General features: G+C 61.0%; 17 protein-coding genes. 8 read left to right on the top strand and 9 right to left on the bottom strand.

All coding sequences use genetic code 11. From position 1 onward, the window contains the following. Positions 1-68: 68 nt before the first annotated feature. The 4 genes from ACP90_RS05935 to ACP90_RS05920 all read right to left on the bottom strand — a co-directional run bounded on the left by ACP90_RS05935 (position 69) and on the right by ACP90_RS05920 (position 2240). Positions 69-269 (bottom strand): hypothetical protein, encoded by a 201-nt coding sequence (locus ACP90_RS05935; RefSeq protein ID WP_023003115.1) that lies wholly within the window; start codon positions 267-269, stop codon positions 69-71. A gap of 58 nt (positions 270-327) precedes the next feature. Beyond that, entirely contained in the window at positions 328-936 is a 609-nt protein-coding gene (locus ACP90_RS05930) for a molecular chaperone TorD family protein (RefSeq protein ID WP_055656785.1), read from the bottom strand. Positions 937-999: 63 nt separating this feature from the next. After that, entirely contained in the window at positions 1000-1674 is a 675-nt protein-coding gene (locus tag ACP90_RS05925) for a DUF3306 domain-containing protein (protein ID WP_062487304.1), read from the bottom strand. Continuing rightward, the gene (locus tag ACP90_RS05920) at positions 1671-2240 is read right to left on the bottom strand and encodes a DUF3305 domain-containing protein (protein WP_208984238.1); all 570 of its coding nucleotides are present in this window, start codon (positions 2238-2240) and stop codon (positions 1671-1673) included. The genes ACP90_RS05925 and ACP90_RS05920 overlap by 4 nt, the downstream gene beginning before the upstream one ends. Before the next feature lie 206 nt (positions 2241-2446). Here ACP90_RS05920 and ACP90_RS05915 point away from each other — a divergent pair, with 206 nt between their 5' ends. After that, positions 2447-4411, top strand: coding sequence for a 4Fe-4S binding protein (locus tag ACP90_RS05915; RefSeq protein WP_062487302.1), 1965 nt, complete (start codon positions 2447-2449; stop codon positions 4409-4411). 16 nt (positions 4412-4427) lie between these two features. Here ACP90_RS05915 and ACP90_RS05910 read toward each other — a convergent pair whose 3' ends face one another. Next, entirely contained in the window at positions 4428-5192 is a 765-nt protein-coding gene (locus ACP90_RS05910; RefSeq protein ID WP_208993469.1) for a hypothetical protein, read from the bottom strand. A gap of 92 nt (positions 5193-5284) precedes the next feature. On the opposite strand from ACP90_RS05910, the gene ACP90_RS05905 reads away from it, so the two are divergent. The 5 genes from ACP90_RS05905 to ACP90_RS05885 all read left to right on the top strand — a co-directional run bounded on the left by ACP90_RS05905 (position 5285) and on the right by ACP90_RS05885 (position 9533). Next, positions 5285-5479, top strand: a complete 195-nt coding sequence (locus tag ACP90_RS05905; protein ID WP_023003109.1) for a DUF6494 family protein — start codon at positions 5285-5287, stop codon at positions 5477-5479. Between the two features lies 1 nt (position 5480). Beyond that, positions 5481-6590: an Mrp/NBP35 family ATP-binding protein gene (locus ACP90_RS05900; protein WP_062487299.1), complete on the top strand. Its 1110-nt coding sequence runs from the start codon at positions 5481-5483 to the stop codon at positions 6588-6590. Then, the gene (locus ACP90_RS05895) at positions 6587-7288 is read left to right on the top strand and encodes a biotin/lipoate--protein ligase family protein (RefSeq protein ID WP_055656245.1); all 702 of its coding nucleotides are present in this window, start codon (positions 6587-6589) and stop codon (positions 7286-7288) included. The genes ACP90_RS05900 and ACP90_RS05895 overlap by 4 nt, the downstream gene beginning before the upstream one ends. A gap of 4 nt (positions 7289-7292) precedes the next feature. Next, positions 7293-7769 carry a DUF6505 family protein gene (locus ACP90_RS05890; protein WP_062487297.1) on the top strand — a complete coding sequence of 159 codons (477 nt, stop codon included), beginning with the start codon at positions 7293-7295 and terminating at the stop codon, positions 7767-7769. 186 nt (positions 7770-7955) lie between these two features. Next, positions 7956-9533, top strand: a complete 1578-nt coding sequence (locus ACP90_RS05885; protein WP_062487295.1) for a serine hydrolase — start codon at positions 7956-7958, stop codon at positions 9531-9533. A gap of 22 nt (positions 9534-9555) precedes the next feature. On the opposite strand, the gene ACP90_RS05880 is transcribed toward ACP90_RS05885, so the two are convergent. Beyond that, positions 9556-10434: a PhzF family phenazine biosynthesis protein gene (locus ACP90_RS05880; protein WP_062487293.1), complete on the bottom strand. Its 879-nt coding sequence runs from the start codon at positions 10432-10434 to the stop codon at positions 9556-9558. 232 nt (positions 10435-10666) lie between these two features. Here ACP90_RS05880 and ACP90_RS05875 point away from each other — a divergent pair, with 232 nt between their 5' ends. Then, the gene (locus ACP90_RS05875) at positions 10667-11185 is read left to right on the top strand and encodes a hypothetical protein (protein WP_023003103.1); all 519 of its coding nucleotides are present in this window, start codon (positions 10667-10669) and stop codon (positions 11183-11185) included. Positions 11186-11279: 94 nt separating this feature from the next. Here ACP90_RS05875 and ACP90_RS05870 read toward each other — a convergent pair whose 3' ends face one another. Beyond that, positions 11280-12353: a dienelactone hydrolase gene (locus ACP90_RS05870; RefSeq protein ID WP_062487291.1), complete on the bottom strand. Its 1074-nt coding sequence runs from the start codon at positions 12351-12353 to the stop codon at positions 11280-11282. Between the two features lie 134 nt (positions 12354-12487). On the opposite strand from ACP90_RS05870, the gene ACP90_RS05865 reads away from it, so the two are divergent. Then, on the top strand, positions 12488-13525 hold the full coding sequence (locus tag ACP90_RS05865) for an AraC family transcriptional regulator (protein ID WP_208993468.1): 1038 nt from the start codon (positions 12488-12490) through the stop codon (positions 13523-13525). 275 nt (positions 13526-13800) lie between these two features. Here the strand turns inward: ACP90_RS05865 and ACP90_RS05860 are convergent, their stop codons facing one another. Further along, positions 13801-14964: an iron-containing alcohol dehydrogenase gene (locus tag ACP90_RS05860; protein ID WP_062487287.1), complete on the bottom strand. Its 1164-nt coding sequence runs from the start codon at positions 14962-14964 to the stop codon at positions 13801-13803. A 312-nt stretch (positions 14965-15276) separates the two neighbouring features. Then, positions 15277-16665 carry an aldehyde dehydrogenase family protein gene (locus tag ACP90_RS05855; RefSeq protein ID WP_062487285.1) on the bottom strand — a complete coding sequence of 463 codons (1389 nt, stop codon included), beginning with the start codon at positions 16663-16665 and terminating at the stop codon, positions 15277-15279. Positions 16666-16686: the final 21 nt, after the last annotated feature.

Raw genomic sequence — 16686 nt, 5'->3', positions numbered from 1 at the left:
CTGGGTTATTTGTGAACCGGCGTCCGGGCGTCACGCAACCATGGCCGGGGAAGTCTCACAGGGTCCAGTTAGAACCGGGCGCTGTCGTAGTAGGCACGGGTATGAACCGTGTCCTGCATCTTGTCGGAAGCCAGGTCCGGTTCAGCCGCTTCAGCGGTGGTTCCGGCGGTTACCGTGGTCACGGCAACCGGGGCAGAAATCGCCGCCAGCTTCAGGAAGTCCCGGCGGCCTGTACCCTCTTCAGGGCTTGCCGTTTCGGGTCGTTTCATTGTCGCATTCCTCCTCTCGCAGATGGATGGCCAAGCCACCCCATTTCAGATGCAACCGTCAGTTCGAGATCATGTCGAAGCCCTGTGCCTCGATTTCCATGAACTGGCGCCCCAACGATCCGACAGCACCGTAGAACACCGATGTTCCGGCCGCTTCCAGATCAGTGAAGAAATGTATCGCCCAAGGTTCCACATGGGCGTTGAAGAAACTCTTCTGTTCGCTGAGAGACGTCACCTTGCCGAAACGGCCGAGGATCATCCCCGCCATCATCTCCATCAGCGATGCGATGTTGTCTTCCGGCTCGTGCTTGTCTTCAGCGCGCTCGATCCCGCGCTCCGCCATGTCCTGGCGCAGCTTTGCGAGTGGCTTTTCGTTGAGGAACCCTGTCAGATAATAGCTGGCGTATGGCAGCAGCTCACCGCGCCCGAGACCGACGAAAAGGGCATTGAATTCACGCTCGGCCGTCTCCGGCGTCGTCACTGCCGCAATTCTGGCAAGCACATTCAGAGCATTGCCCAGGGGCGTATCACCACCCTGCAGGCCTGCAATCTGCTCGAGCAGCTCGGCTCCGGCCGGGCGCGCAAGCACCAGTGCCAGAAAGTCGTATAATTCGGACCGGGCCTGATCTTCCGGTTCGATAATGAATTCCCTCGCCACAACGGCCATTCGAGCCTTTTCCTCCCACACACGCGGTGCTTTTCTGGCGCAAAAACTTCTTAGACTTTAGTATTAATCAAAGTCGAAACGCATTCGGCGCCGTTTCGGCAGGCGCTCTTCTTCGGCTTCGACCAGTGCTGTTTCATCAGACACAATAGTTCCAATTTCACTAATTTGCACCTTCTCGTCTCTTTGCGTCAATCGAATAGATGTTTTTCCATTTTCGACATAAGTATGCTGCGCTGCAGCAAGTTGTTCCGATTGCGGCGCAGCAGAATCACTTTGCCCGGAAAGTACTTCACCTTCTCCGGCCTGCGTAGCGTCCGAGTTTTCGTCCGGCTCCGTTTCAGAGATTTTTTTCAAGAATCCACGACCAACTTCATAGGCGGTCTTCACCACCTGACCGGCGGTCGATGCATCGGTAAAATCATCGTCATAATCGTTCAGGCCATCGAGATTGGCGAGAACGGGGTTGGACAGCCACAAACGGCGCAATGCCCTCCGGCGCAGACGCTCCGGCACGGTCTTGGCCAGGAACTGCGTGAAATCATCGTCCTTCTGCAGGCTGTCGGGATCAGGCAGTCCAAGTTCTTCCAGGATTTCCGCGTCGGTCTTTTCTTCCAGCTCGACCCGTTTCGCGGTTTCAAGCTCAGCGTCCCGGCGCTCGACCTCCGCGGCTTCGGCCTCGCGAACCGCAGCCTTGCGCCTTGACCAGAAATCCATTGGCTTGTCGTCGCCGGAGTTCACTGCAGTGTGTCCTTCTTTCGGGTGCCGGGCGCCCGGTAAACGTCGGCAAGCTGCCGGATGCGTGGATCACCGATGCCTTCTTCCTCCAGGTCGATCCGGTGCTTGTCACGCTGACGCTTGTAGAAGATTTCCTCTTCGTGGTGCATGTCAATGAATTCCCGGACCCAGGCAATCAGCCCTGGCGGCATTGGCACCTTCTCGACAAAGACCTCGGCGGAATCCGCGTAATCCAGGCCTTCATGGGCAGACGCTGTCATGTGCAGCACCTCAATGGGGATCGCCGGAGCCAGCTCCGGGGCAGCCCGCATCACAACGTAGACGGAGGGAACCTTGTCGGACAGGGCAATCAGATAGGCTTCGGTCTGGGTGTGATGCAGCTCCAGGCTCAAGGTCGTCGCATGGTATTCGATCGCATCGCCTTCGGCCCGCAGCATTTTCCAGTCCGCAGGCGCGGCTCCCGGCAGCAGGGACACCGGCAACCAGGTCCACTTCTGCCAGCGCGTTACGCCAGGCAGCCTGCGCACCACAACCCCCACCGGCATGACGCGCGTTCTTTCCCTAGTCACGAACCACCTACCTCCCCGTCCGCCGGTTCAATCCGACTCTGTTTTGATGTTACGTAAAATGCTGTAGCAAGCGACATAAATTTCAAGCCCCGCAGAAGTCGAACTTGACGCGCGCCTTTCAGCGCCCTTGTTATGGGGTTCGGCATTGTCTGACAAATCACAAGAGAATCGGTTTCGGACGATCCGGGGGAGAGGACGCGCACACAATGACGCAACCAAGGCTTCTGCTTTGCGATTGCCTGAATACACAGGCTATTGACGCCGGGCTTATCGAACAGGCAACGGGACTGACCTGTTCGAAAATCCACACGCAACTTTGCCGCGGCGAAGCAGCGCAGGCTGCCGAAGCGCTTCAGGCGGGCAATGTCATCATTGCGTGTCAGCAGGAACGCCAGGCATTCGAGGATCTGGCCGCAGACCTTGAAGCGGACGAACCTCTTTTTGTCGATCTGCGCGACCGAGCCGGTTGGACCGCCGACACCCGCAGCACGTCTCCCAAGATGGCCGCGCTGCTCGCCGAATCGATCTTGCCGACACCCGGTGCAAAGGTCGTGGACGTTACCTCGGAGGGCACCTGCCTCATCCTTGGCGACAGCGAAGCTGCGCTTACCGCGGCAGACCATCTTTGCGAGCTCCTGAGCGTTACAGTCATTCTCGACCCTGCCGACGAATTGCCTCTTGCCGACGACCGGCGGTTCGACATCGTGCGCGGCCGGGTAACAACAGCAACCGGTGCGCTTGGCCACTTCAAGGTCGGTTTCGATGCCCTGCAGGAGCGCATTCCCGGCGGGCGGGGCGCGTTCAACTGGACAGATCCCAAGAGCGGTGGGCGCACGGAATGCGACATCGTGCTGGACCTCCGCCGGGGGCAGCCGCTCTTTCCCGCACCGGAAAAACGGGAAGGCTACCTGCGGGCAGACCCGGGCAATGCGGGCGCGTTCACCAAGGCGCTCCTGGATGCCTCACAACTTGTCGGCACCTTCGAAAAGCCGCTCTACGTTCGTCTGGACGAGCAGCTCTGCGCTCACTCCAGGGCCCGCAAAACAGGCTGCACGCGCTGTCTGGATCTTTGCCCAACCGGTGCCATCAGCCCCGGCGGCGACAGTGTTGCGGTCGATACCATGGTCTGCGCCGGCTGTGGAAGCTGTTCGGCAGTCTGTCCGTCCGGTGCCATCAGCTACGATGCTCCCCCCGTCAGCCACACCTTCCAGCGCCTGCAAACGCTGGCGGCAACCTGGCGCAAGCTCAGCTCCGACGCACCGCGCCTGCTCGTTCACGACAGCAGCCACGGTGCAGAGCTGATCCGCCTGGGCGCTCGCTACGGCAAGGGCTTGCCGGCGGACGTCATTCCGCTGGAGATGGAAGCCATCGCCAGTTTCGGCCATACGGAAAGCCTGGCAGCACTTGCCTGCGGCTTCGCCGACGTGACCGTGTTGCTATCACCAGCCACGGAAAAGGAAGGCATGCCCTTCCAGGCTGAACTTTCCAATGCGATCGCCGGCGAAGACCGCGTCTGCCTCATCACCCCGTCCGATCCGGACGAGCTGGAAGAAATCCTTTACCGCGAACAGTCTCCGGTGACCGCGAAGCAGCCGATCCTGCCCCTTGGCTCCCGCCGGCAAATCACGCGTCTTGCCGCCAAAACGCTCAACGAGCCGGGCAAGGTCATCCCGCTTCCGGAAGGAGCCCCCTATGGCTCGGTTGTCCTTGACCAGGACGCCTGCACGCTGTGCCTGTCCTGCGTGTCGCTCTGCCCGTCCGGCGCCCTGAAGGAAAATCCCGATGCGCCGCAGCTGCGCTTTCAGGAAGATGCCTGCCTGCAGTGCGGCATCTGCACGACAATCTGCCCGGAAAAGGCCCTGACACTGGATCCGAGGCTTGATCTTTCGGACGACGCATTGCGCGCCAGGGTGCTGAAGGAAGAAGAGCCGTTCAACTGTGTTGAATGCGGCAAGCCATTCGGTGTCCGGTCAACAGTGATGAGACTGACGGAAAAGCTCGCCGGCAAACACGCCATGTTCCAGGACAACAAGGCCATACAGCTCATACAGATGTGCGACGACTGCCGGGTGAACGCCGTCTACCATTCGGAAAACAACCCGTTCGCCTCCGCCGAGCGCCCACGTGTTCGCACGACGGACGACTACATCAGCAAGCGGCGCGATCATTGAACCGGATGAGACAAGATCACTGGTACTGTATGGGGGCTCCGAGGTCGGCCGGCGGAATGCGGGAAACGAACGCAAGGATCGCTTCGAGTTCTTCAAGCGTCATCTGCACCGGCACGATCGGCGATGGCCTGCTTATGTCGAAAGGTTCGGTAACGCCGTCGATCACCGTGAAAGCGGGATGCGGATTGAGGGCAAAAAACGCCTCGAACCGCATTTGCCAGTCGGAGAAACTGCGCATCACCGCGAAGGAAGGCGATGAACCGATGGTCGTAAGGCGCGTCGCCTCGTTGACCATATGGCACCGTCCGCAATGGAGAACGGCCAGTTCCTCACCCCGGATCGCATCACCGGACAGGACGACCGGGCCATCGTCCTCCACCTGTTCGAGCGCTGCGGTGAACACCTGCTTGCCGTCTTCCTCGAAAGCATCAACCGTGCGCCTGCCGATGTCCCCGGTCAGCCAGTCCCGAAAGCGGATCGCGTGTTCGTTGGTTTCCTTATGGGTCATGAGGAACCAGGTCTTGCCAAGTCCGGAGAACACGGCAACCCCGGAAGCGCCTTCCGAAAGACTGAGTTCGGAGGATTCCGTGTCACCCACGACTTCGATGCGGATCCCGGTCTTGAGCGAAAAGCGCGGCAGCAGATACTGGAGGAAGCCGGTTTCCGCAATCGCGTTCGGCACGCCCATCCGGAAAGACCGCGATTGCGCGATCCCCGGTTTATGGAACAGGATGCCGGCCGACAGGGCAACGGCAAGAAATATCAAGGCACGGCAGCCCACGCGCTCCTCCCTCACGTTGCTGGCCAGATCCGCTAGGGTAGGTTTCAATCGGGCGAGCCGTCAATGTGCGCCGCATTCAACAGGAGAATAAGATGAGCGAAGATTTCAACATGTCCATGCGCAAGTTCCTGAAGCAGGTCGGTGTGACCTCGCAGCAGGCCATCGAAAATGCGGTGCGCGAAGCAGGCCCGAATGCGGGAAAATCCTTCAAGGTGAAAGCTGTCGTGACGATCGAGGAACTCGGTCTCGAGCACGTGGTCACCGGCGAAATCGAGGGGCAGGACTAACGTGTCACTGACGCGCGAAACCGCCCTGTCGGTTCTGAAGACGATCAAGGATCCGGCCTCCGGCGAGGACATTGCCGCCTCGGGAATGATGCGGGCACTGCAGGTCAATGGCGGTACGGTCCGCTTCGTTCTGGAGATCGACCCGCGGCGCATGGCCGAGATGGAAGTTCTGAAACGCGAAGCGGAAACGAAGCTCGAAGCGCTGGAAGGCTGCGAAAGCGTTCAGGTGATCCTGACGTCCCATGCGGACCAGCCGGCCGCACAGGCCGCCAAACCCGCAGCGCCCAAACCGTCCGAACCGCAGCCGATCCGGGCGAAACCGGCAGCACCGGGCGCAACCGGGCCGCAGAAGGTGCCTGGCATCGACCGGGTGATCGCGGTTGCCTCGGGCAAGGGCGGCGTCGGCAAGTCGACCGTGGCTGCCAATCTTGCCTGTGCGCTGGCCGCCGAAGGCCGCAAGGTGGGTCTGCTGGATGCCGATGTCTATGGTCCGTCGCAGCCCAAGATGCTTGGCATCTCCGGCCGGCCGACCTCGCCGGATGGCCAGATGATCCTGCCGCTGCGCAACCACGGCGTCACCATGATGTCCATCGGCCTGATGACATCTGGCGACGAGGCAGTTGCCTGGCGCGGGCCGATGCTGATGGGTGCTCTGCAGCAGATGATGACCCAGGTGCAATGGGGCGCGCTCGATGCGCTGATCGTCGATCTGCCGCCCGGCACCGGCGATGTCCAGATGACACTTTGCCAGAAGTTCGCCGTCGACGGCGCCATCATCGTTTCGACACCGCAGGACGTTGCCCTGATCGATGCCCGCAAGGGCATCAGCATGTTCAACCAGATGCAGGTTCCGCTTATCGGCATGATCGAGAACATGTCGACCCACATCTGCTCCAACTGCGGCCATGAGGAACACGTCTTTGGCCATGGCGGCGTTGCTGCGGAAGCGGAAAAGCTCGGTGTTCCCCTGTTGGCCGAAGTGCCGCTGCATCTCAACATCCGTCTTGCCGGCGATGGCGGCACACCGATTTCGATCAAGACACCTGAAGCGCCGGAAGCTTCCGTGTTCCGTCAGCTCGCCCGAACTTTGATCGCGGAGGGCAACGCATGAGCGAAGTGCAGTTTCCGCCGCTTTTTCAGGGCGAGGCACTAACCGGACAGGCAGATCCCTTCGAACGTGCATTGGCGCTTGCCATCACCGGCACGGACCCCGGAACAGTCATCTATAACCTTGGCGGGGAACGCCTGCGGGCGGCTCTGATCTTTGCACCGGAAGTCCCGCTGGAGGAGGCCATGGCCATCCTGCCCGTGTGCGGCCTCGGTTTTCAGGCAGCGCTCGGCACGCTCGCCCCGCCGGAGGTGGCAGTCCACCTGGAATGGGATGGCCGGATTCGCGTCAACGGCGCGGTCTGCGGGCGCATGCGCGTCAAGGCGTCTACGCAGGATCCCGAGGCAACCCCGGACTGGCTGATCCTCGGCCTGGAACTCAGCATGACAAGCCGGAAATCAAACCCCGGCAAGGATCCTGACCGAACCTGGTTGTCCGAAGAAGGCTGCGGCGAGATTACCCCCGACCAGCTTCTGGAGTGCTGGGTGCGCCATAGCCTTTACTGGCTCAATCGCTGGCTGGACGACGGCCCGCGCCCCGTCCATTCCGACTGGCGCGGTCTTGTTCCGACGCTGGGTGAAACGGTGGAGGTTGACGGAACCTCCGGCACTTTCGTCGGTGTCGATGAAAATTTTGGTATGTTGCTGAGAACGGGTGAGGACACGACCTTGATCCCGCTTTCCAGCCGTCTTGAGGGATAACCGGATGAAACTCGCTCGTGCCATTCACCTGGATGACAGCGACCGCAACGTCTTCTTTTCCCCGGCTCGTACCGGCGAATGGTGCCTGTCCGGCGGCTTCGAGTTTTCCGACTGGACCGAAGCCGACCTGACCGGCAAGGCACGTCAGGCCTTTGCCAACGGCTGGCTGGGGCTGGAAACCTTCGGTAGAGCAACCTTCGTTGCCGTCACCCCGATCGAAGAGGCCGAGCTTGCCACCCTCGCCGAGCGGCTTGCTCAGCATTTTGTCGACATTTACGGCGCACCTTCCGTAGAGGCGGCGCTTGGTGTTGCCCGTCAGGAGCTGGCCTATATGGCAGAGCTTTGCGAGGAGCATCCGGAAAACACGCTGATCGCCGTTCAGCGCGACCTGACCGAAGACGGTGTGCGCGAAGCCTTCAGAACCATTGCCGCCCCGGAAGCGAAACTGGATATGGTCGCCGTCCACGGCGACATCGAATAGCACCCGACCTGCCGGCCGGATGCCGTTCTGGTGCCGGCCATTTGCTTGTCTGCTCAAGACACGGTTGCTTAACCAAGAAGTTTCAACAAACCCGCATTACACGTCGTTAAGTTGATCTCTCAGGTGCGTTTCGCGCATCATGCATATGCTTGTTTTGATTTCAGTATCTCCCCAAGGAATTTGCATATGCCCCGGCACACACTCTCCCGCCGTCTGTTTCTCGGCACTGCGACCGCTGCACTGACTGCACTGCCGCTGCGTGGGTTTGCGCAGGAGCTTTCTCCTGCCCAGACACCAGGTATTGAAGCCTCGCCCGAGCAGATTGCAAAGGCAGTTGCCGAGCTTGACGCAATCGTGGCCGACGTGATGACGCGCAGCAAAATCCCGGGACTGGCCGTTGCCGCCGTTCATCGGGGCGAAACCGTCTATTCCAAGGGCTTCGGTGTGCGCCGCCTTGGCGGACCGGAAACCATCACACCGGACACCGTGTTTCAGCTTGCGTCCCTCTCCAAACCGGTGGGCGCGACCGTCGTTGCGAGCCAGGTCAGCAAGGGCGTCGTCGGCTGGGACAGCCGGATGCGCGAACTGTTGCCCTGGTTCGAATTGTCCGATCCCGACCGCACCGAAAAGCTGACCATAGGTGACCTCTACAGCCATCGCTCCGGTCTGCCGGACCACGCAGGCGACGATCTGGAAGACCTGGGTTACGACCGAAAGGAAATCCTGCAGAGATTGAAGCTTCTGCCGCTGGCACCTTTCCGGATTTCCTATGCCTATACCAACTTCGGCCTGACCGCCGCCGCTGAGGCCGTTGCCGAGGCTGCCGGCACCGACTGGAGCAGCCTTTCGGAAGAAGCGCTTTACAGGCCACTCGGCATGACGTCGACCAGCTCACGCTTTGCCGACTACATGGCAGCAAGCAACCGCGCCATCCCACACAGCCGAGACGGCGACGGCTTTGCTCCGCTGTACCAGCGCAAGCCCGATGCCCAGTCGCCGGCAGGTGGCGTCAGTTCGACCGCCAACGATCTGGCCATCTGGCTGAAGATGCTGCTTGCAGACGGCGCCCACGCGGGAACTCCGCTTATCGCACCCGAGGCGCTTCTGCCGGCCATCAGCCCGCAAAGCTTTTCGGATCGCCCCCACAGCCCCGATGCCAGGTCCGGCTTTTACGGTTACGGCTTCAATGTCGGCACTGATCCGTCCGGCCGTGTCCGGATCGGCCATTCCGGCGCGTTCCTGCTGGGCGCGGGCACCTGCTTTGCGATGATCCCCTCGCTTGACCTGGGCATAGTCGTCCTCACCAATGCAGCCCCTGTCGGGGCAGCCGAAGCCATCACGGCCTCCTTCACCGACCTGGCGCAGCTCGGCCACATCACCCGGGACTGGTACGGCGGATATTCAAGCAGGTTCGAAGGTTTCTACACCAAACGTGGCAGCACTGTCGGTCAGGACCGCCCGGCAGATGCCGGCCCGACGCCTCCGCAAGACCTTCTCACCGGCACCTATTCCAACCCGTATTTCGGCAAGGTCGAAATCAAGGCAGACGGCGACAAGCTGGTGCTGATGGCAGGACCGAAACAGATCCCCTTCCCGCTGAAGCCCTGGAGCGGACCGGTAATGGTGTTCGATTTCGTCACCGAGAACGCGCCCGACGGATCCCGTTCGACGCTGGTCTTTGGCGATGTATCATCCGGTCCGGCCAAGTCGCTCGAGATCGAACTCTTCAGCGAGACGGGACCAGCGCTGTTCGAACGGGTCTGACGTCACACCAGCGCGGCGAGTTTCACAGGTGAAACTCGCCCGTCAGCCGCAAGGCCGCATACCCACCGACAGAAACACCGGTGACTTCGCCGCCAGCCGTGTTCAGAACGGTTCTGACGATGCTTGGACGGCCCATTTCGAAGCCCTGCTCCGCGACCAGGACCGCCTGTCCGCCATTGCCAGGCAGAAGTTTTTGCGCCCGGAACAATTGGCAGGCCAGCGCACCGTTGGTGGTACCGCTCGCCGCCTCTTCCGGATCGCCGACACCGTGGCAGAGATCCCGCAGGCGAACCTTAGCCTTGCCCAGACCACGCCCTGTCCGGCACCAGATGCCCATCGTGTCGATCGACCGTTCCTGGCTGAAACGGCGCAGCCCGTCATCATCCGGACGAAGGGCTGCCAGAGCATCGGTATCTGCCACTTCGATGAAAACATGCCGAAGGGCTGTCGAGGACGCCGCAACGCTGAGAACACCAGCCGGTTCCATGCCGAGCAGCGGAGCTATCTCGTCCGCGGTTGCCTCGTTCAATCCGAACTTCGGCAAAGGCTGGTGCATGGTGATGGCACCGTCCGAGGCGACATCAACACCGATTTCCCCCGCGGGTGTTTCCTGAACATAGCTTCCAGGCCCAATCCGCCCGTCGGCCAGCAACGCCGCAAAAATCGCAACGGTAACATGGCCGCACATATCCATTTCCGCCCGGGTCGAGTGAAAGCGGACCTCGATCCTCTTGTCGGACTTCTGGCGGACAAAACCCGTCGTCGGGGCACCGATATCCGCCGCGATCCGCTGACGCGCGTCCGGCCACAGCGGCGTATCCTCAAAAACAACGCCGCCGATGTTGCCGCCTCGCTCATCGGCAGCAAAAGCGGCATAGAGGCGGACGGGCAACTTATCCATTTCGGCATTCTCACATTGTCGGCGTTGCAAAGAGGGCGCATCCGATCATGCAAGAGGAGGTGTAGCAACAGCGCCCGCGCGTTATCCAAAGATTGGAAACAGCCGCTGCGAGGCGTCAATTTTTCATCACGAATTCGTCACGCAGGACCCTCGCCATTTTATTTCCATGTGATCGCATTCAGAGCCAAGTATCTGCCAGCAGAAGAGACAATCTCAGGAAAGTGATCCCGTCATGAATACAACTTCCAGCCAGGCCCAGACTGCCGGCACCCTGCCCGCCCTGAGTTTTCATACGCTCGGCCTGATGTTCATCTCGGGCTTCTTTGCGACCAACGCGTTCGACCTCTGGGGCCAGATCATCAGTCCGGCTTTGGGTTTCGCGACCCTTTCACCGCACGGCCTCGCCAAAAGCCTGCTTGGCAGCCTGGGTCTTCCGAACGGTGACTTCGGCGGATATTTCGTCCATTTCTACGCCGTCGGACTGATCGGCTACCCTGTCGGCTGGATGTTCATCTTCGCGCCGTTGTGGCAGCGCGTGGTCGGCAACACCCACTGGCTCCTGCCGTCGGCAATTTACGGTTTCGGTCTCTGGGTCTTCGCCATCGGCGGCATCACATCGGTCGCCGGCCTGCCGTTCTTCCTGAACTTCAGTGGCATCGTCTGGGTCGCCCTCGTTGGCCATGTTCTCTACGGCATCGTGCTTGTGGCAGTGCTGAAGCTGATCGAACGCAGCCAGGGCGCTTCATCCTGACACCTTGAGACGACCGGCAGCCTCCCACCCTCGAAAGCACGGGAGGCTGCAGTCCACATGAGCAAAAAGCTCGATCGAGTCCCCGGCCAGGCCGTCAGTTTGCCGCCTTCAAATCTGCCCGGAAAGCCTCGACAATCATCTTGGCCATCTGATCGTGCAGCTCGGCACGAGACCTGCCGCCACCATCGGTGCACAGGCTGTCCGTCTCGCCGATGGATTTCATGAAGGCAATCGCGTCTTCCTTGCACACGGGCAGGAAGCTGAAATGAACGGCATCCTCGATGTGATCCAGATCGGCGTCTGGCGCAGCAGCGGCCAGATGCGCAGAACGCACACCGACATCGATCTGCCCTGCCACGCCAAGATTGAGGAAATGCAGCGGCACACCGACACCCGCGAAGCTTTGCTCCTGAAAAGCAGCCGCCAGCGCCGGATCGACAGCAATAACAGACTTGATCCGGGCATCATGGCTCTTTTGTTCGAAAAGAGCCTTGTCGACCGTCCGCAGATCAAGCGGCTCGACCTTGATTTCCTCCCTGTCGACAAAGGCTCTGCCGCCCATGAACCATTGGCAGTCCGGCATCTGCGGATTGGTGTCGCAATAGTCGACATAAGCCTCCAGCCTTGCCGTTGCACCCACGCTTTCCAGAACGGCAGCGCCGCCAAGGGAAAAACCGAGCGCCCCGATATTTCCTCGATCGATTGACGCCGACCAGTCCGGATCGGCAAGCAACTCATCGATCACCGTGGCGAGATCGTCCGTTCTTTGCCAGAGCTTCGGCGTATCTTCCGGCGTGGAATCGCCGCTGGTGGTGCCGGGGTGATTTGCACCGGCGACAATAAAACCTTCGCCGGCAAGTTCGCTCGCGATCCAGGCCATCTTTTCGACTGACGCTCCCGACCCGTGCGAGAGCACGATCAGCGGATACATCCCTTCCGCCCTTGCGGCATCGGCCAATGCTGGCGTGCCTTCGAAGATCCTGTCATCGCCGATCAGCACTGCTTCCCCGCCCGACTTGGCCGGGTACCAGACCAGAACAGTGAGATCCTCGCCTCTGGCTTTCGAACTTACCGAGATCTCGCGAACACCCACCGGTTCCTGGGCCTTGGCTGGTGTGGTGACGGCCAGCGTGAGAACCAGCGGCAAGAAAAGAGATTGTATTTTCATGAGGGGTCTTTCAGTCAGTGGAGCAATGACCGAATTCTTGCTAAGGCCGTGATGGAAAGCGTCCTCTTTCACGATTCAGTCATGCCGGATCGCGATAAAGGTCCCCGCCATCGCCCCATCGAGGTGCCTTGCCCGTGCTGTTTGTTCCCCTGCCCTTCGTCAACGCGTTGCTTCTGGCGCTTGTCTTTGTGTTTCTGAAGAAAAGCAGCGGAGCAACAGCCACACGCACCTTCCTGATGCTGATTGCCCTGTGCTGCCTGCAATCCATCGTCCTGGGCCTGCGCTGGGGATATAACGTCGACGCTTTGCGCTTCGTGCAGCCGCTGCTGGCTGCTCTGCTGCCCCCTCTTGCCTATGAGAGCTTTCGCGGTCTCGTCGATCAGGCCGCGCCCGGACGGTTTCGCCTGGCAGCGGCACCACTGGCCGCACTCGTCATTCTGGGTCTGATGCTTGCGGCGCCTATCTTGCTGGATAGTGCCCTGGTGCTGCTGTTCCTGGCCTATGCCGTGGCCCTGGCACGGATCGCCTGGCGCGGACCGGACGGCCTCGGACTTGCCCGTCTGGACGAAGCTGCCGCTGCCCACCGGGCCCTGTGGCTGGCCGCCTTCTGCCTGTGCCTGTCCGCCCTGTTCGATCTGGTGATCCTTTTCGATTTCGAACGCTCGGGCGGCAGCCATGCAGCCATTCTGGTCAGTAACGCAAATATAGTCAGCCTGCTGCTGATCGGTCTTGCCGCCCGCACGGCAGGCCATGCCCAGACGGAGACAAACACCGAGCCGGAACCCGCGGCCCAGACCGCCACCTCCGAAGACGCGGAAATCGTCGCGCGAGTCGACGCCCTGATGATGGCACAGCACCTTCATCGCGACGACACGCTCAACCTCTCAAGGCTGGCTCGCCGGGCCGGTCTGCCCGCCCGTCAGCTCTCGCAGGCCATCAACCGGGTGCGCGACATGAATGTCTCACGCTATGTGAACGATTTCAGGATCAAGGACGTCTGCGCGCTGCTGCGCCAGGACGGCATCACGGTGACCGAGGCCATGTACCGGGCAGGGTTTTCGACCAAGTCGAACTTCAACCGCGAATTCCTGCGGGTGACCGGCATGACGCCGGATAAGTGGCGGAAGGCGGAGAGCAGCGATCTCGAACAGAAAGACCGAATGGCGCGCTGAGCGCCAGCAATGCACGCACCACCAACCTCATCCTGGGAACGATCAGAGCGACCTGAAGTGCAAAGGCTATGAGTGCGTGATCCGCGACGCAGCGAAGCGAAGACCCGGGATCGGAGAGCGTCAAAGCTGTCCGCGAACAATTCTGGGCCATCTGCAGGCCCCGCGGCACACCGGCCCGGCTTGGCTACGCTTGGCCGTGATTGCGAAAGATGGCCTGAAAAACAAAAAAAGGCGCACCGGTATCCGGTGCGCCTTCGAGGTCAAGGGGTCTTGCTTCAGACGATACCCTGCTGAGCCTTGTCGAAGATGTCCAACGCGCCTTCCTTTGTCAGCGGAACCGGGTTACCGCCTGCGGTCGGGTCGACAATCGCCATTTCGGCAATCAGGTCGCGCTTGCTGTCATCGACATTGAGACCGGCCAGCGTGTGCGGTACGCCGAGGTCTTCACGCAGTTTCAGGATCGCATCGAGCACACCCTGATAACCGCCGGCGATGCCAAGGAAACCGGCAAGCCGCTCGAATTTCTGTTCGATGGCGGGTTTGTTGAACTGCAGCACGTACGGCATGAAGACCGCGTTGGTCATGCCGTGGTGAGTGTCATAAAGCGCACCGACCGGATGAGACAGCGAGTGGATCGCTCCGAGGCCCTTCTGGAAGGCAACAGCACCCATGGCGGCGGCGCTCATCAGGTGACCACGTGCTTCAAGATCGGACGCATCCGCAGCAACTTTCGGCAGGTTTTCAAACACCAGCCGCATGCCTTCAAGCGCGATGCCTTCGGACATCGGGTGATACATCGGTGCGGAATAGGCTTCCAGGCAATGTGCCAGAGCGTCCATACCGGTGCCGACGGTGATGAAGCGCGGCATGCCGACGGTCAGTTCCGGATCGCAGATCACGATGGCCGGCAGCATTTTCGGGTGGAAGATAACCTTCTTGGTGTGCGTCGCTTCGTTGGTGACAACACCCGCGCGGCCAACTTCCGAGCCGGTTCCGGCAGTGGTCGGCACCGCGACGATCGGCGCAATACCGGCCGGATCTGCACGGGTCCACCAGTCGCCGATATCTTCAAAGTCCCAAATTGGCCGGGTCTGGCCGGACATGAAGGCGATCAGCTTGCCTGCATCGAGGCCCGAACCGCCACCAAAAGCGATGACACCATCATGTCCACCGGCCTTGTAGGCGGCGACACCGGCAGCAATGTTGCTGTCGACCGGGTTCGGCTTGACGTCGGAAAAGACCGCAGCCTTAAGGCCGGCAGCTTCCAGGCTTGCAATCGCCTCTGCGACCATCGGCAGGCCGGCAAGGCCCGGGTCGGTGACCAGCAGCGGATTGGCCATGCCGGTGGCCTTGACCGCATCGGGAAGTTCCTTGATGCGGCCGGCACCGAAGCGAACGGAGGTCGGATAGGACCAATTGACGGAAGGAAGAGAGCTCATGGGTGTCTCGTTGTCTTGAAACTCAGGGTTCTGGTCGCTGCCACACCGACAAGGGAGGCAGTTACAAGTCTCGGCATTGCCTCTTGCACCCCTCTCCCCCCTTGCGGGGGAGATGTCAGCGAAGCTGACAGAGGGGGGTGACTGGGCTCTGCGTATATTCCGGTGCCTAGTTTGCCGAGGGGGTGGCACCCCCCCCTCTGTCTCCTTGCGGAGACATCTCCCCCTCAAGGGGGGAGAGGGGAGCAAGCTCAATCACCCTGCCCGATTTGGGACTAGGAAACTGGGCTCGCTCGGTCGTTTGTCAGACCGGCCTCAATGCTCCAGACGGAAGTGGAACGACTTCGGCCGGGTCAGGTTGTGGAAGCCGATTTCGGAAAGAGCCGCGCCCTTGCCGGTGTCCTTGACGCCGGTCCAGACCAGGGCCGGGTCGAGATAGTCGCAGCGGTTCATGAACACGGTGCCGGTCTCGATCTTGTCGCCGATCTCTGCAGCGGCCTGAACGTCTTCGGTCCAGATCGATGCGGTGAGGCCATAGGGGCTGTCGTTCATGAACTGCAGCGCTTCCTCGTCGTCCTTCACCTTCATGATGCCGACGACCGGGCCGAAGCTTTCTTCGCGCATCACGGACATCTGGTGATTGACTTCCGTCAGCACCTGCGGCGCCAGGTAGGGCGTGCCTTCCTTGTCGGCTTCGAACTTGGAGGTATCGATGTGCGCCTTCGCGCCCTTGCGCAGAGCTTCTTGCGTCTGCTCGCGGATCCAGGCGGCAAAACGCGCCTGGGCCATCGGGCCCAGAGTGGTCGCTTCATCCAGCGGATTGCCCAGCTTGTACTGGCTGGTCAGATCGACAAAGCCTTCGACGAAGCGGTCGTAGAGGCTTTCATGCACATAGACGCGCTCGATGCCGCAGCAGCACTGGCCGGCGTTGTAGAATGCACCATCGACCAGATTCTCAACCGCATAGTTCAGGTCTGCGTCAGCCCGCACATATGCCGGGTCCTTGCCGCCCAGTTCCAGGCCAAGCGTCGCGAAGGTACCGGCCAGCGCCTTTTCGATGGCACGTCCGCCGCCGACGGAACCTGTGAAGTTGACATGGTCGATCAGACCGGAACCGAGCAGTTTTTCCGTGCCCTGGTGGGTCAGGACGATGTTCTGGAAAACGCCCTTCGGCAGACCGGCAATCTCGAAGGCCTTGGCGAGGCGCTCACCGACCAGAAGGGTCTGCGCGGCATGCTTCAGCACGACCACATTGCCTGCCATCAGCGCCGGCATGATGGTATTGATCGCCGTCATGAACGGATAGTTCCACGGCGCGATCACCATGACGATGCCGAGCGGCACGCGGCGCAGGTAGCGCTTGAAGCCCGCCTTGTCGGTGCGCTCCACATCGGCTAGCGCTTCAGCAGCGATCTTCGCGCAATATTCGGTGCGCTCGATGGTGCCGCCGAGTTCGCCACCGAAACGGATCGGCCGGCCCATCTGCCAGGCCAGTTCGGGCACGACTTCTTCGTTCATCGCCTTCAGCGCTTCCAGTGCCTTGAGGCAATAGGCAACGCGTTCTGCAACCGGCACGGCAGCCCAGCTTGCCTGTGCGGTCCGTGCGGTGGAAACCACCCGGTCGACCGCGGCGTCGTCCAGCGCCGTGCGTTCGGCATAGACCGAACCGTCGATGGGGGAAATCAGCTTGATGACATCTGACATTTTGAACCTCTCAGAACCGCC

Source organism: Labrenzia sp. CP4 (assembly GCF_001579905.1).
Taxonomy (GTDB): Bacteria; Pseudomonadota; Alphaproteobacteria; order Rhizobiales; family Stappiaceae; genus Roseibium; species Roseibium algicola.
This window is presented reverse-complemented; position numbering and strand designations above follow the sequence as displayed.